Below are 13,885 nucleotides of genomic sequence, written 5' to 3' on the forward strand. Positions count from 1 at the left end.
TAAGGAAGTTCCCGCCGGAGCGTTATTTATTATGCCTGATGCAAAATAGTTAATACTGTGCGTAAATCATTCACCGATATTTGCCCCGGCGCAGAGGCTTTTTTTACTGCGCCAAAGGTTGCCGCCGAACCAAATACTTCACCGGCCAGACGAGAAATTACGCCAGTTTTTGCCATCGACATCGTAATGATTGGACGATCGGCATACTGTTCCTGCATCTCCAGGGTCGCGGCAAGTAATGTCAGCACATCGCTGGTGCTTTGTGGCATCAGTGCAATTTTGGGAATATCGGCGTCGAAGGACTGCATTTTGCGCAGACGGGCGATGATTTCTTTGGCCTCTGGCGTTTTATGGAAATCATGATTGGACATGACAACCTTCACATCATGCGCGTGAGCGTAGGCGATGGTTTCTTTAACCTGATCATCGCCGGTAAATAACTCCAGATCGATCATATCGACCAGACCACTGTCGATGGCTGCGCGATTGAGCGCAATATACGCTTCTGTCGAAAGTGCCTGCTCACCGCCTTCTTTGGCGCTGCGGAAGGTAAACAGCAGTGGTTTTTCCGGCATTATCTCACGGATAGCTTTTGCCGCTGCCATGACCGACTCTACACAGGAGAGGTCGGAAAAGTGATCCACGCGCCATTCCAGAATATCAAAGTCCGCTTCACGATAGATGAGAGCTTCAGATTTCACGCTGGCGATATCTTTCGCCATCAGCGAGACGATGATTTTTGGTGCGCCCGTGCCAATGACGAGATCTTTTACGGTTACGGTTTTCATTTTTTACCCTTTCTGCACGCGGTCAGCCTGTCAGGCGTCGAACCCCATGACCTGTTTAACGTATTCCAGAGGGAAATCTTTGCCAGTCCATAACGTGAACTGTTCAGCCCCTTGCCACAACAACATGCCGTATCCATCAATCGTTTTGCAACCTGCTTGTTGCGCCTGCTGTAATAACTTCGTCATATGCGGGTTATACACGCATTCAGTGACCAGAAGTCCTGGATGTAACAAACTGATATCATTAACTAAAGACTCATTCTTAAGGGGTTTCATTCCTACTTTTGTGCCGTTGGTTAAAATGTCGGCAGAAGCCAGCGCTTCAGCAAAGGCTTGCTGGTCGGCAAGATCGGTGACGGTTACGACACAATCGGTGTTTTCATTAACCTGTTGCGCGAAGGCGAGGGCTTTATCGAAAAACTCATCCCGACGGTTAAAGAGTTTAATTTCTTTTAAACCTTCAATTGCACCGGCAAAGCTGTCGTTATCCACCTCAAAGGCCATATAGGTAAATGGCAATCCCGCTTTTTCTAAGGCTTTATTCTGCATTTCAGGCGATAAGCTATGGCGGATAGGATAAGCCATCAGCCCAATTAATTCATATTTAGCCGTAACATCCATAATTAACACCAGAGCCAGCAGAGCAAAAGTGAAATTGAGAACGATGATATATTGCAGGCCGATATTCGACAGATAACCGGTAATCAGTGGAATAACAAAGTTAGCCAATCCCCCCATCATCATATAAATACTGGTGACTTTGGCTTTGCTTTTTGGGAAGAACTCTGACATGACCGAAATACCGAGCTGTAAAATACCGCCAGCAGCAGAGAAACCGATAACAAAGGCTCCGGCATTACACACCAGCGGAGAAGGGTAGAGATAGATAATGGCGGCAGTGATCGTTGCCAGCGCAAAGCTAAAAACATTAGCCCAGATGGGGCGTACCATTTTTTCAGTAGCGCAGCAAAGATAAAGACACAGACCAGCGAACCCATACGGTTTTTAAAGCCTCGGCCTCCGACATACCGGCAAATGCCATCGCATATTTGGGCATCCACACCACTATCACATAAAAGGTCGAGAATGCCGCGACACCGAACACTACCGATGAAACACCTTCCAGCCAGACTAACGGTTTGCTGTTCATTTGCGATAATTCTCCGGCAACGCCAGCATCAACCCGTTGGCTGGGGAATTTTCTTTTCAATAGCATCAATGTAATAAGTACAAATAATATGCCTGGGATAATTAACCCATAGCCGTACCAGATGTTATTCAGCGGCATATAACTCACCAGCATTGGATAGAACATTTGCCCGAATGAGATCATCGCTTTAACCAGAATTACCGCTGAACCGGAGGCTTTCGGGAAACATTCCATCAGCGCGGGGTAGCCACCAGTATCCAGTGCTGAGTTGGCGATACCGACGCACACAGCCAGACAGTAAGCGAGGGTTAAATTCGGGCAGGCAGGAATACCAAATAAAAACAGCATTTTCATAAGTTCCACTTAGCAATTTTGCTTTAAAAAGTGTGGCGATGTTGCGTCAATATCCGGTCATTATTCTTGTAATAATGGCTATTGATTCCCGTTAAAATATCAACAAAGACGCTCAAGGTCGTGCGCATATAATTCAGCGGCTACCGATTGATAAATCTTCCAGTCAATAAAATTGCCATCAGGGTAGACACGTTGAAACGCAGTTAAGTCAGGGAAGGAACGCATGGTATTATTGCCGATGCGGTTATTTATTTTCTTTATGATAGCGTGAAGATGTTTTTTTCTTTGCTGACGCATAGCCAGCAGTTGTTCAACAACGCGATCAGGAATGGCACGTTTGCCGTCTTCCCACTGTTTCCAGCTTTCACTGTCACCCGTCAGGGCAATCCAGGTCGCGCATTCATCAATAGTCATGGCAAAAATATGGCGTAGTGCCTGGAGTTCATAAGCGTTCATTGTGTAATGGCTGCATGAATAAAAGGATAAAATATAAATAACACTATCAGCCAGCTAACGGCTTGAAGAGAATCACAGTATCTTGTGCAATATTCCTGGAGATATCGAGAGGCGAGTTGTTGGGGCGAAAAAGTGTTAAAAAAAAGCCCATCATGGGAGATGGGCAAAGACTACACACAGCAATTCGTTTTTCACTCAGGGGATTCCATGCTTATAAATCAATATGTTGATTTATAACCGTGAGCTAATAGTAGGCATACGGACTTTTTGCGTCGATCAGATTCGTCTCATTAGTTTAAAAACTGTAAAGGATTTGCGACAGGTAAGCGTTGCTGAATGGCAGTAAGCAAGAGGGTGAATGAAAAAAAGGAAATATTAATTAGCCCTGATTAACAATCAGGCGGCAAAGCCGCCTGATGAGAGATTTACTTATTCGTTTTTTCAATTTCGCCCAGTTCTTCGATAATTTCCTCCGGCTGGTCAGTCGGCGGCGGGACTTCTTCCACCCACGCGGCAAACAGACGCCAGGAAACAGCCAGAAGTACCGGACCAATAAACAAGCCGATCATACCGAAGGCAATCAAACCACCGATGACCCCGGAGAGGATGAGGATGAGCGGTAAATCTGCTCCCATGCGAATTAACATCGGGCGAATAACGTTATCCAGTGTGCCGACCACGCCACTCCACACTAACAATACCGTGCCCCAGGTGGTATCGCCGGTCCAGTAAAGCCAGATGATCGCCGGAATCAACACCGGCAACGGACCAAGCTGGACAAGGCAGGAGAGGATCATTAATACCGTCAGCAGCGTGGCGTAAGGAACGCCGGAAACGGCCAGACCGATCCCACCAAGAACGGCTTGTACTAACGCAGTCACCACAACGCCCAGCGCTACTGCGCGGATAGCCTGCGCCGCCAGCAGTACAGCGGCATCACCGCGAGCGCCTGCCAGACGAGTCGCAAAATGGCGAATACCTTGCGCTACCTGTTCACCGCGCCAGTACAACAGGGCGCTGAATAACAGCATCAGCGCACAATGCACCATAAAGCGACCAATATGTGCCGCTTGTCCGACGAACCAGGTGGTGGTGGTGCCAATATAAGGACGGACTTTCGCCATGATCGCCGTCCCCCCCATATCCAGCAAATTGTGCCAGCCTGCATACAGCTTCGCGCCAATCACCGGAATGGTATTAAGCCACGCTAAATCGGGTAACGTCATGTCACCGCTGGAAATGGCTTTAATTACCGGACCGCTGCCATCGACAATACTGTTAACCAGTAAGGCAATAGGGATGATAAACACCATCACCAACAACAGCGTCATTACCAGAACGGCGAGAGAGCGGCGGCCAAACATGATTTTTTGCAAACGTAACAATACCGGCCAGGTGGCGATAACCACCGTACCGGCCCATGCAAAGCCGAGAATAAAGGGTTGAACAATCCACAGACATGCCACAATCATGATGGCTAAAAACAGCACCGAAAGCAGAATTTGTGCGACATCCCTGGGCTGACGAACATTTACCATAACTACTTTTCACCTTTTTTGTGCGTCAAATCGTCGACGCGACGTGAACACGTGAAACTCACCTGCATAATGATGAGCAATTTCAGCGGTTTTTAACAGGCCGATTCTGCCCTTAATTCTGATGGGCGTGTAAGAAAAAAATGTGGTACAACAAGTGACATAACACGCAAACGATTAATCTCTCATCACAGACCGCAGGAAAGGGTCAATATAATGATTCCACAGATTTCCCAGGCACCCGGCGTCGTTCAACTGGTGCTTAATTTTTTGCAAGAGCTGGAGCAACAGGGTTTTACTGGCGATACGGCGACAAGTTATGCCGATCGTCTGACAATGTCGACCGACAACAGCATTTACCAACTTCTCCCCGATGCGGTGGTATTTCCACGTTCAACCGCAGATGTGGCGTTAATCGCCCGTCTGGCTGCGCAGGAACGCTATTCATCGCTGATCTTCACCCCACGCGGCGGTGGCACCGGCACTAACGGTCAGGCGCTCAACCAGGGGATTATTGTTGATATGTCTCGCCATATGAACCGCATCATCGAAATTAATCCTGAAGAGGGCTGGGTGCGCGTTGAAGCTGGGGTGATTAAAGATCAACTTAACCAGTATCTGAAACCGTTCGGATATTTCTTTGCACCGGAACTTTCGACCAGCAACCGGGCAACGCTCGGCGGGATGATTAATACCGATGCTTCCGGTCAGGGATCGCTGGTCTATGGCAAAACGTCAGATCACGTGCTGGGCGTGCGGGCGGTGTTGTTGGGGGGCGATATTCTCGATACGCAACCTTTACCCGTAGAACTGGCTGAAACGCTGGGTAAAACCAACACCGCTATCGGGCGTATCTATAAAACGGTTTATCAACGCTGCCGCCAGCAGCGGCAGTTAATTATCGACAAGTTCCCCAAACTTAACCGTTTTCTTACCGGTTACGATCTGCGCCATGTCTTTAACGATGAGATGACCGAGTTCGACCTGACTCGTATTCTGACGGGTTCAGAAGGGACGCTGGCCTTTATTACCGAAGCGCGACTGGATATTACTCGTTTGCCTAAAGTGCGCCGTCTGGTGAATGTCAAATATGACTCTTTTGACTCCGCGCTGCGTAATGCGCCGTTTATGGTTGAGGCGCGCGCGCTTTCAGTAGAGACGGTGGACTCTAAAGTGCTGAATCTGGCGCGGGAAGATATCGTCTGGCATTCCGTTAGCGAGCTGATTACCGATGTGCCCGACAAAGAGATGCTCGGGCTGAACATTGTTGAATTTGCCGGGGACGATGAGGCGTTGATCGACGAGCGGGTAGACGCACTCTGTGCGCGGCTGGATGAGCTGATCGCCAGCCAGCAAGCGGGCGTGATCGGCTGGCAGGTGTGTCGTGAGCTGGCTGGAGTCGAGCGCATTTATGCGATGCGTAAAAAAGCTGTTGGCCTGCTTGGCAATGCTAAAGGGGCAGCCAAACCGATCCCATTTGCCGAAGATACCTGCGTACCGCCGGAACATCTGGCGGATTATATTGCTGAATTTCGCGCACTGCTCGACAGTCACGGTTTAAGCTATGGCATGTTTGGCCACGTCGATGCGGGGGTCTTGCACGTCCGTCCGGCGCTGGATATGTGCGATCCGCAACAAGAGATTTTGATGAAACAAATCTCTGATGACGTGGTGGCGCTTACCGCGAAATACGGTGGTTTGTTGTGGGGGGAGCACGGTAAAGGTTTTCGTGCCGAATACAGCCCGGCGTTTTTCGGTGAGGAACTTTTCGCTGAACTGCGCAAAGTTAAAGCGGCGTTTGATCCGCATAATCGGCTTAATCCGGGGAAAATTTGTCCGCCAGAAGGTATCGACGCGCCGATGATGAAAGTGGACGCGGTGAAACGCGGTACGTTTGACCGGCAGATCCCTATCGCAGTTCGTCAGCAGTGGCGCGGGGCAATGGAATGTAACGGCAACGGTTTATGCTTCAACTTTGATGCTCGTAGCCCAATGTGCCCGTCGATGAAGATAACCCAGAATCGTATCCATTCACCGAAAGGGCGCGCGACGCTGGTGCGCGAATGGTTGCGTTTGCTGGCTGACCGTGGTGTTGACCCATTAAAACTGGAACAAGAACTGCCTGAAACGCGAGCCAGTTTGCGCACGTTGATTGCCCGCACTCGTAATAGCTGGCATGCCAATAAAGGTGAGTATGACTTCTCCCACGAAGTCAAAGAGGCGATGTCTGGCTGCCTGGCCTGTAAAGCCTGTTCAACCCAGTGCCCTATCAAAATTGATGTGCCGGAGTTCCGCTCTCGTTTCCTGCAACTTTATCACACCCGTTATTTACGCCCGCTGCGTGACCATCTGGTGGCGACGGTCGAGAGTTATGCGCCGCTGATGGCGCGAGCGCCGAAGACGTTTAACTTCTTCATTAACCAACCGCTGGTGCGCAAACTGTCGAAAAAACATATCGGCATGGTCGACTTGCCGCTGCTTTCGGTGCCGTCGTTGCAACAACAAATGGTGGGGCATCGCTCGGCAAACATGACGCTGGAACAGCTTGAAGTGATTAATGCTGAGCAGAAAGCACGCACGGTGCTGGTGGTGCAAGACCCTTTCACCAGTTATTACGATGCACAGGTGGTAGCGGATTTTGTCCGTCTGGTCGAGAAATTAGGTTTCCAGCCCGTGTTACTGCCGTTCTCACCAAATGGTAAAGCGCAGCATATCAAAGGCTTTCTCAATCGTTTTGCAAAGACAGCGAAAAAGACGGCGGATTTCCTCAACCGCATGGCGAAGCTGGGAATGCCAATGGTGGGCGTCGATCCAGCTCTGGTGCTTTGTTATCGCGACGAATATAAGCTGACGCTGGGCGAGGAGCGCGGTGATTTTCAGGTCTTACTGGCAAATGAATGGCTGGCAAACGCACTTCAGCCACAGCCGGTGGCAGCGGTTAGTGGCGAGCCGTGGTATTTCTTTGGTCACTGTACCGAAGTCACCGCCTTGCCGGGTGCGCCAGCGCAGTGGGCCACGATATTTGCCCGTTTTGGCGCGAAGCTGGAAAATGTCAGTGTGGGGTGCTGCGGCATGGCGGGGACTTACGGACATGAAGCGAAAAATCATAAAAATTCGCTCGGGATCTATGAGTTATCCTGGCATCAGGCGATGCAGCGACTGCCGCGTAATCGCTGCCTGGCAACCGGATATTCCTGCCGAAGCCAGGTAAAACGGGTTGAAGGCACGGGGGTACGCCATCCTGTGCAGGCATTACTGGAGATTATTAAATGATATGGAAACGTAAAATCACCCTTGAGGCGCTGAATGTCATGGGTGAAGGAAACATGGTGGGGTTACTGGATATTCGCTTTGAACATATTGGTGATGACACGCTGGAAGCGACAATGCCAGTAGATCAGCGGACGAAGCAGCCTTTTGGGTTGCTGCATGGCGGGGCGTCTGTGGTTCTGGCTGAGAGTATCGGTTCCGTTGCCGGTTATTTATGTACCGAAGGCGAGCAAAAAGTCGTTGGTCTGGAAATCAATGCCAACCATGTCCGGTCGGCGCGAGAAGGGCGGGTTCGCGGCGTTTGCAAACCGCTGCATCTCGGTTCAAGGCACCAGGTCTGGCAGATTGAAATCTTCGATGAGAAAGAGCGTTTGTGCTGCTCGTCACGATTGACGACCGCCATTTTGTGACGTTGTCACCAGAAAAATGTGACGCATATTGTTTTTGGTTATTATCTGCGCAGTAAACGGTGGTATACTGTGCAGGTCTTGTCTACAAACGAGGATGCTATGTCTACTCAACTTGATCCCACCCAACTGGCTATGGAATTTTTACGCCGTGACCAGAGCAATCTTTCTCCTGCCCAATATCTCAAACGACTGAAACAATTAGAACTTGAATTCGCTGACCTGCTCACACTCTCTTCTGCTGAATTAAAAGAAGAAATCTACTTCGCCTGGCGTCTGGGCGTGCATTGATTGTGGTGTAATGCCGAAAGCTCGCCAAATCGACCTGGATTAACCTCCGTCCAGGCTCGACGGCTTCCTTAATGCTGCTTATTTTACCCGCTTGATCTCGCTTAAAAAGAATACAAATCGCAGTTTGTGTTAAAACGGTGGCCTGGTCTTATGAGATTATTCTTATCGCCCCTTCAAGAGCTAAGCCACTGTGAGTGCCGGAGATAAGCGCCGGATGGGGTAGAAACCCTTAAGTCTGTGTCGAACAGACTTAAGGGTTTTCTTATTTCTGAACTCGCTACTTTTTTACCTATCCCTTAAATAGTCATTTTCGATACAACTTTTCCTTTTCCATCACCGCCTTAACTCTATTTCTATAATAATCATTATCTAACAATGAGATACCTAATTCTTAGCGTATCTGTTAACCCACAAATCAGGGTCTATGCTTATTAAATGCAGGCAAAAAGCATGTTTTACGGGAAAGCCCCTGCGTTTGCTGGGTTGAACTGATAATCATTATCACTAACATGCTGTTATCCGCGGTAAGCGATTTAAGTGAGGTAAATCGATGGACATGCATTCAGGAACGTTTAATCCAGAGGATTTCGCCTGGCAAGGCTTAACGCTAACACCGGCAGCGGCAGCACACATCCGTGAGTTGGTGGCGAAGCAGTCGGGCATGGTCGGCGTGCGATTAGGTGTTAAACAAACGGGCTGTGCGGGCTTTGGCTATGTACTCGACAGCGTCAGCGAGCCGGACAAAGACGATCTGCTGTTTGAACACGACGGCGCGAAGTTGTTCGTCCCGCTGCAAGCGATGCCGTTTATTGATGGCACGGAAGTCGATTTCGTTCACGAAGGACTTAATCAGATATTCAAATTTCACAACCCGAAAGCCCAGAATGAATGTGGCTGTGGCGAAAGCTTTGGGGTATAGGCGGTACTATGTCTCGTAATACTGAAGCAACTGACGATGTCAAAACCTGGACCGGCGGCCCACTGAATTATAAAGAAGGATTCTTCACCCAGTTAGCCACTGATGAGCTGGCTAAGGGCATAAACGAAGAAGTGGTGCGCGCAATTTCGGCTAAGCGTAATGAGCCAGAATGGATGCTGGAATTTCGGCTCAATGCCTACCGCGCATGGCTGGAGATGGAAGAACCGCACTGGCTGAAAGGCCACTATGACAAGCTGAATTATCAGGATTACAGCTATTACTCGGCACCATCGTGCGGTAACTGTGATGATACTTGTGCGTCGGAACCTGGTGCCGTGCAACAAACGGGTGCGAACGCTTTTTTAAGTAAAGAGGTGGAAGCGGCATTTGAGCAGTTGGGCGTACCGGTGCGTGAAGGCAAAGAGGTGGCGGTGGATGCCATTTTCGATTCTGTTTCGGTTGCCACCACCTACCGTGAAAAACTGGCAGAGCAAGGGATCATCTTCTGCTCCTTTGGCGAAGCGATTCATGAACACCCGGAACTGGTGAGGAAATATCTCGGCACTGTGGTGCCAGGTAATGACAATTTCTTTGCCGCACTCAATGCGGCAGTAGCTTCCGACGGTACGTTTATTTATGTACCTAAAGGTGTGCGCTGCCCAATGGAACTTTCGACCTATTTCCGTATTAACGCAGAAAAAACCGGGCAGTTTGAGCGCACTATTCTGATAGCCGACGAAGACAGTTATGTCAGCTACATCGAAGGCTGCTCCGCACCAGTGCGAGATAGCTATCAGCTACACGCGGCGGTGGTGGAAGTCATCATCCATAAAAACGCCGAGGTGAAATATTCCACGGTGCAAAACTGGTTCCCAGGCGATAACAATACTGGCGGTATTCTCAACTTCGTCACCAAGCGCGCCTTGTGTGAAGGAGAAAACAGTAAAATGTCGTGGACGCAATCGGAAACCGGTTCAGCGATTACCTGGAAATACCCAAGCTGCATTCTGCGCGGCGATAACTCAATCGGTGAGTTCTACTCGGTGGCGCTGACCAGTGGCCATCAGCAGGCTGATACCGGCACCAAGATGATCCACATCGGTAAGAACACCAAATCGACCATTATCTCGAAAGGGATCTCCGCAGGGCACAGCCAGAACAGTTATCGCGGCCTGGTGAAAATCATGCCAACGGCAACCAATGCGCGCAATTTCACTCAGTGCGACTCAATGCTGATTGGCGCTAACTGCGGGGCGCATACTTTCCCGTATGTCGAGTGTCGCAATAACAGCGCGCAACTGGAGCACGAGGCGACTACGTCGCGCATTGGCGAAGATCAGTTGTTTTATTGCCTGCAACGCGGGATCAGTGAAGAGGACGCCATCTCGATGATTGTTAACGGTTTCTGCAAAGATGTGTTCTCTGAACTGCCGCTGGAATTTGCCGCTGAAGCACAAAAACTCCTCGCCATCAGTCTTGAACATAGCGTCGGATAAGGAATAAATATGTTAAGTATTAAAGATTTACACGTCAGCGTGGAAGATAAAGCTATCCTGCGCGGATTAAGCCTCGACGTTCGTCCAGGTGAAGTTCACGCCATTATGGGGCCAAACGGTTCGGGGAAAAGTACCTTATCGGCAACGCTTGCCGGACGCGAAGATTATGAAGTGACGGGGGGGACGGTTGAGTTTAAAGGCAAAGATTTGCTTGAGTTGTCGCCGGAAGATCGTGCAGGTGAAGGTATCTTTATGGCCTTCCAGTATCCGGTGGAAATCCCTGGCGTCAGTAACCAGTTTTTCCTGCAAACGGCACTCAATGCGGTGCGCAGCTATCGCGGCCAGGAAACACTCGACCGCTTCGATTTTCAGGATTTGATGGAAGAGAAAATCGCCCTGCTGAAAATGCCGGAAGATTTATTAACCCGTTCGGTTAACGTTGGGTTTTCCGGGGGCGAGAAAAAGCGCAACGATATTTTGCAAATGGCCGTGCTGGAGCCGGAACTGTGTATTCTTGATGAGTCGGACTCCGGGCTGGATATTGACGCATTAAAAGTGGTTGCTGATGGTGTGAACTCGCTGCGTGATGGCAAACGCTCGTTCATCATTGTTACGCATTACCAGCGCATTCTTGATTACATCAAACCTGATTATGTCCATGTTTTGTATCAGGGGCGAATTGTGAAATCCGGTGATTTCACGTTGGTCAAACAACTGGAGGAGCAGGGTTATGGCTGGCTTAGCGAACAGCAGTAACATGCTGCAACAGTGGCATCACTTGTTTGAGGTCGGAGGGGCGAAACGCTCCCCGCAAGCACAGCAGCATTTACAACAACTGCTGCGTACCGGACTGCCGACACGTAAACATGAGCACTGGAAATATACGCCACTGGAAGGGCTGACCAATAGCCAGTTTGTCAGCATTGCGGGTGAGATATCCCCGCAACAGCGAGATGCTTTAGCACTCACTTTAGACGCCGTGCGGCTGGTGTTTGTCGATGGACGCTACGTGCCATCACTTAGCGATACGACCGAAGGCAGCGGCTATGAGGTGAGTATTAACGACGAACGTCAGGGACTGCCTGATGCCATACAGCCGGAAGTGTTTCTGCATCTGACGGAAAGCCTGGCACAAAGCGTGACACATATTGCCGTGAAGCGCGGTCAACGGCCCGCGAAGCCATTGCTGTTAATGCATATTACCCAGGGCGTGGCAGGTGAAGAAGTGAACACCGCCCACTATCGGCATCATCTGGATCTGGCGGAAGGTGCCGAAGCCACGGTGATTGAACATTTTGTCAGCCTGAATGACGCTCGTCATTTTACCGGAGCGCGGTTCACTATCAACGTTGCCGCGAACGCCCACTTGCAGCATATCAAGCTCGCGTTTGAAAATCCTGTAAGCCACCACTTTGCACATAACGATTTGCTGCTGGCGGGCGATGCCTCCGTATTTAGCCACAGCTTCCTGCTTGGTGGCGCTGTTTTACGCCATAACACCAGTACGCAACTCAATGGCGAAAACAGCACGTTACGTATTAATAGCCTGGCGATGCCGGTGAAAAACGAGGTATGTGATACCCGCACCTGGCTTGAACATAATAAAGGGTTTTGTAACAGCCGTCAGTTGCACAAAACCATCGTCAGCGACAAAGGGCGCGCGGTATTTAATGGTTTGATTAACGTCGCGCAGCACGCCATTAAAACTGACGGCCAGATGACCAACAATAATCTGTTGATGGGCAAGCTGGCGGAAGTGGATACCAAACCGCAACTGGAAATCTATGCTGATGATGTGAAATGTAGCCACGGCGCAACGGTCGGGCGCATCAATGACGAACAGATGTTCTATCTGCGTTCGCGCGGGATCAATCAGCAGGATGCCCTGCAGATGATTATCTACGCCTTTGCTGCTGAACTGACAGAAGCATTGCGTGATGAGGGGCTTAAACAGCAGGTGCTGGCCCGTATCGGTCAACGGCTGCCGGGAGGTGCAAGATGACTTTTTCCGTCGACAAAGTGCGGGCCGACTTTCCGGTGCTTTCGCGTGAGGTGAACGGTCTGCCGCTGGCTTATCTCGACAGCGCCGCCAGCGCGCAGAAACCGAGCCAGGTGATTGACGCTGAAGCCGGGTTCTATCGTCACGGCTATGCGGCGGTGCATCGCGGTATTCATACGTTGAGCGCCCAGGCGACCGAGAAAATGGAGAACGTGCGCAAGCGGGCGTCGCTGTTTATCAATGCCCGCTCGGCGGAAGAACTGGTGTTCGTTCGCGGTACAACGGAAGGCATCAATCTGGTGGCCAATAGCTGGGGCAACAGCAACGTGCGGGCGGGCGATAACATCATTATCAGTCAGATGGAGCACCACGCTAACATCGTTCCCTGGCAAATGCTTTGTGCGCGCGTTGGTGCAGAGTTGCGGGTGATCCCCCTCAACCCTGATGGCACGCTGCAACTGGAGACGCTGCCTAATCTGTTCGATGAGAAAACCCGCCTGCTGGCGATTACTCACGTGTCTAATGTGCTGGGGACGGAAAATCCGCTACCGGAAATGATTGCTCTTGCGCATCAGCATGGCGCAAAAGTGCTGGTGGATGGCGCTCAGGCAGTGATGCATCATCCGGTGGATATGCAGGCGCTGGATTGCGATTTCTACGTTTTCTCCGGGCATAAACTGTATGGTCCCACCGGGATTGGCATTCTTTATGTTAAAGAAGCCTTGTTGCAGGAGATGCCGCCGTGGGAAGGGGGCGGATCAATGATCGCCACCGTTAGTCTTAGCGAAGGCACCACCTGGGCCAAAGCGCCGTGGCGGTTTGAAGCAGGTACGCCCAATACCGGCGGCATTATTGGACTTGGCGCGGCGCTGGAATATGTTTCGGCGCTGGGGCTTAAGCACATTGCTGAGTATGAACAGAATCTGATGCATTACGCGCTGTCACAACTGGCAGCAGTGCCGGATCTTACTCTCTATGGCCCACAGAACAGACTTGGCGTTATTGCCTTTAATCTCGGTAAACATCATGCCTATGACGTCGGCAGTTTTCTTGATAACTATGGCATTGCTGTGCGTACCGGTCATCACTGCGCGATGCCATTAATGGCGTATTACAACGTACCCGCTATGTGTCGGGCATCGTTGGCTATGTATAACACCCATGAAGAAGTGGATCGTCTGGTAACAGGATTACAACGTATTCACCGTCTGCTGGGATAA

The 13,885-nt window shown here is 50.3% G+C and carries 12 protein-coding genes, 1 other RNA gene and 1 pseudogene; 8 read left to right on the plus strand and 6 right to left on the minus strand.

Annotation, left to right across the window (positions count from 1 at the left end):
- Positions 1-29 precede the first annotated feature (29 nt).
- From aroD to ydiK, 6 genes and pseudogenes are all read right to left on the minus strand, one after another.
- Positions 30-788: a type I 3-dehydroquinate dehydratase gene (aroD, locus tag A1SC_RS17825; protein WP_016261980.1), complete on the minus strand. Its 759-nt coding sequence runs from the start codon at positions 786-788 to the stop codon at positions 30-32.
- Between the two features lie 30 nt (positions 789-818).
- Positions 819-1,409: a hypothetical protein gene (locus A1SC_RS25390; protein ID WP_024214563.1), complete on the minus strand. Its 591-nt coding sequence runs from the start codon at positions 1,407-1,409 to the stop codon at positions 819-821.
- Positions 1,389-2,295, minus strand: a pseudogene (locus A1SC_RS25395) (MFS transporter); the annotation flags it as partial. The gene A1SC_RS25390 and the pseudogene A1SC_RS25395, both read right to left, overlap by 21 nt.
- Positions 2,296-2,391: 96 nt before the next feature.
- Positions 2,392-2,748 carry a YdiL family protein gene (locus A1SC_RS17820; protein WP_000995294.1) on the minus strand — a complete coding sequence of 119 codons (357 nt, stop codon included), beginning with the start codon at positions 2,746-2,748 and terminating at the stop codon, positions 2,392-2,394.
- A 135-nt stretch (positions 2,749-2,883) separates the two neighbouring features.
- Positions 2,884-2,989, minus strand: an RNA gene (rprA, locus tag A1SC_RS22850) — antisense sRNA RprA.
- A 184-nt stretch (positions 2,990-3,173) separates the two neighbouring features.
- Positions 3,174-4,286, minus strand: a complete 1,113-nt coding sequence (ydiK, locus tag A1SC_RS17815; protein WP_001516319.1) for an AI-2E family transporter YdiK — start codon at positions 4,284-4,286, stop codon at positions 3,174-3,176.
- Between the two features lie 213 nt (positions 4,287-4,499).
- Here ydiK and A1SC_RS17810 point away from each other — a divergent pair, with 213 nt between their 5' ends.
- The 8 genes from A1SC_RS17810 (at position 4,500) to sufS (ending at position 13,885) form a co-directional block, all read left to right on the plus strand.
- Positions 4,500-7,556: a D-2-hydroxyglutarate dehydrogenase YdiJ gene (locus tag A1SC_RS17810; RefSeq protein ID WP_016261983.1), complete on the plus strand. Its 3,057-nt coding sequence runs from the start codon at positions 4,500-4,502 to the stop codon at positions 7,554-7,556.
- Positions 7,553-7,963 carry a 1,4-dihydroxy-2-naphthoyl-CoA hydrolase gene (gene menI, locus A1SC_RS17805; protein WP_000637992.1) on the plus strand — a complete coding sequence of 137 codons (411 nt, stop codon included), beginning with the start codon at positions 7,553-7,555 and terminating at the stop codon, positions 7,961-7,963. The genes A1SC_RS17810 and menI overlap by 4 nt, the downstream gene beginning before the upstream one ends.
- Before the next feature lie 99 nt (positions 7,964-8,062).
- Positions 8,063-8,251, plus strand: a complete 189-nt coding sequence (locus tag A1SC_RS17800) for a YdiH family protein (protein ID WP_001516321.1) — start codon at positions 8,063-8,065, stop codon at positions 8,249-8,251.
- Between the two features lie 550 nt (positions 8,252-8,801).
- Positions 8,802-9,170 (plus strand): Fe-S cluster assembly scaffold SufA, encoded by a 369-nt coding sequence (gene sufA, locus A1SC_RS17795; RefSeq protein ID WP_000367150.1) that lies wholly within the window; start codon positions 8,802-8,804, stop codon positions 9,168-9,170.
- Positions 9,171-9,178: 8 nt separating this feature from the next.
- Positions 9,179-10,666 (plus strand): Fe-S cluster assembly protein SufB, encoded by a 1,488-nt coding sequence (sufB, locus tag A1SC_RS17790; RefSeq protein ID WP_016261984.1) that lies wholly within the window; start codon positions 9,179-9,181, stop codon positions 10,664-10,666.
- A gap of 9 nt (positions 10,667-10,675) precedes the next feature.
- A complete protein-coding gene (sufC, locus tag A1SC_RS17785; protein WP_000948879.1) occupies positions 10,676-11,422 on the plus strand; it encodes a Fe-S cluster assembly ATPase SufC in 747 nt (248 codons plus the stop codon).
- A complete protein-coding gene (sufD, locus tag A1SC_RS17780) occupies positions 11,397-12,668 on the plus strand; it encodes a Fe-S cluster assembly protein SufD (protein WP_016261985.1) in 1,272 nt (423 codons plus the stop codon). The genes sufC and sufD overlap by 26 nt, the downstream gene beginning before the upstream one ends.
- Complete coding sequence (sufS, locus tag A1SC_RS17775) at positions 12,665-13,885, plus strand: cysteine desulfurase SufS (RefSeq protein ID WP_000144599.1); 1,221 nt, start codon at positions 12,665-12,667, stop codon at positions 13,883-13,885. The genes sufD and sufS overlap by 4 nt, the downstream gene beginning before the upstream one ends.

Source organism: Escherichia sp. KTE52 (assembly GCF_000408325.1).
Lineage (GTDB): Bacteria > Pseudomonadota > Gammaproteobacteria > Enterobacterales > Enterobacteriaceae > Escherichia > Escherichia marmotae.

What these genes read in the sequence shown, in the direction of transcription:
- aroD (WP_016261980.1), bottom strand. Translation starts at nt 788, where the DNA reads ATGAAAACCGTAACCGTAAAAGATCTCGTCATTGGCACGGGCGCACCA.
- A1SC_RS25390 (WP_024214563.1), bottom strand. Translation starts at nt 1,409, where the DNA reads ATGGATGTTACGGCTAAATATGAATTAATTGGGCTGATGGCTTATCCT.
- A1SC_RS17820 (WP_000995294.1), bottom strand. Translation starts at nt 2,748, where the DNA reads ATGAACGCTTATGAACTCCAGGCACTACGCCATATTTTTGCCATGACT.
- ydiK (WP_001516319.1), bottom strand. Translation starts at nt 4,286, where the DNA reads ATGGTAAATGTTCGTCAGCCCAGGGATGTCGCACAAATTCTGCTTTCG.
- A1SC_RS17810 (WP_016261983.1), top strand. Translation starts at nt 4,500, where the DNA reads ATGATTCCACAGATTTCCCAGGCACCCGGCGTCGTTCAACTGGTGCTT.
- menI (WP_000637992.1), top strand. Translation starts at nt 7,553, where the DNA reads ATGATATGGAAACGTAAAATCACCCTTGAGGCGCTGAATGTCATGGGT.
- A1SC_RS17800 (WP_001516321.1), top strand. Translation starts at nt 8,063, where the DNA reads ATGTCTACTCAACTTGATCCCACCCAACTGGCTATGGAATTTTTACGC.
- sufA (WP_000367150.1), top strand. Translation starts at nt 8,802, where the DNA reads ATGGACATGCATTCAGGAACGTTTAATCCAGAGGATTTCGCCTGGCAA.
- sufB (WP_016261984.1), top strand. Translation starts at nt 9,179, where the DNA reads ATGTCTCGTAATACTGAAGCAACTGACGATGTCAAAACCTGGACCGGC.
- sufC (WP_000948879.1), top strand. Translation starts at nt 10,676, where the DNA reads ATGTTAAGTATTAAAGATTTACACGTCAGCGTGGAAGATAAAGCTATC.
- sufD (WP_016261985.1), top strand. Translation starts at nt 11,397, where the DNA reads ATGGCTGGCTTAGCGAACAGCAGTAACATGCTGCAACAGTGGCATCAC.
- sufS (WP_000144599.1), top strand. Translation starts at nt 12,665, where the DNA reads ATGACTTTTTCCGTCGACAAAGTGCGGGCCGACTTTCCGGTGCTTTCG.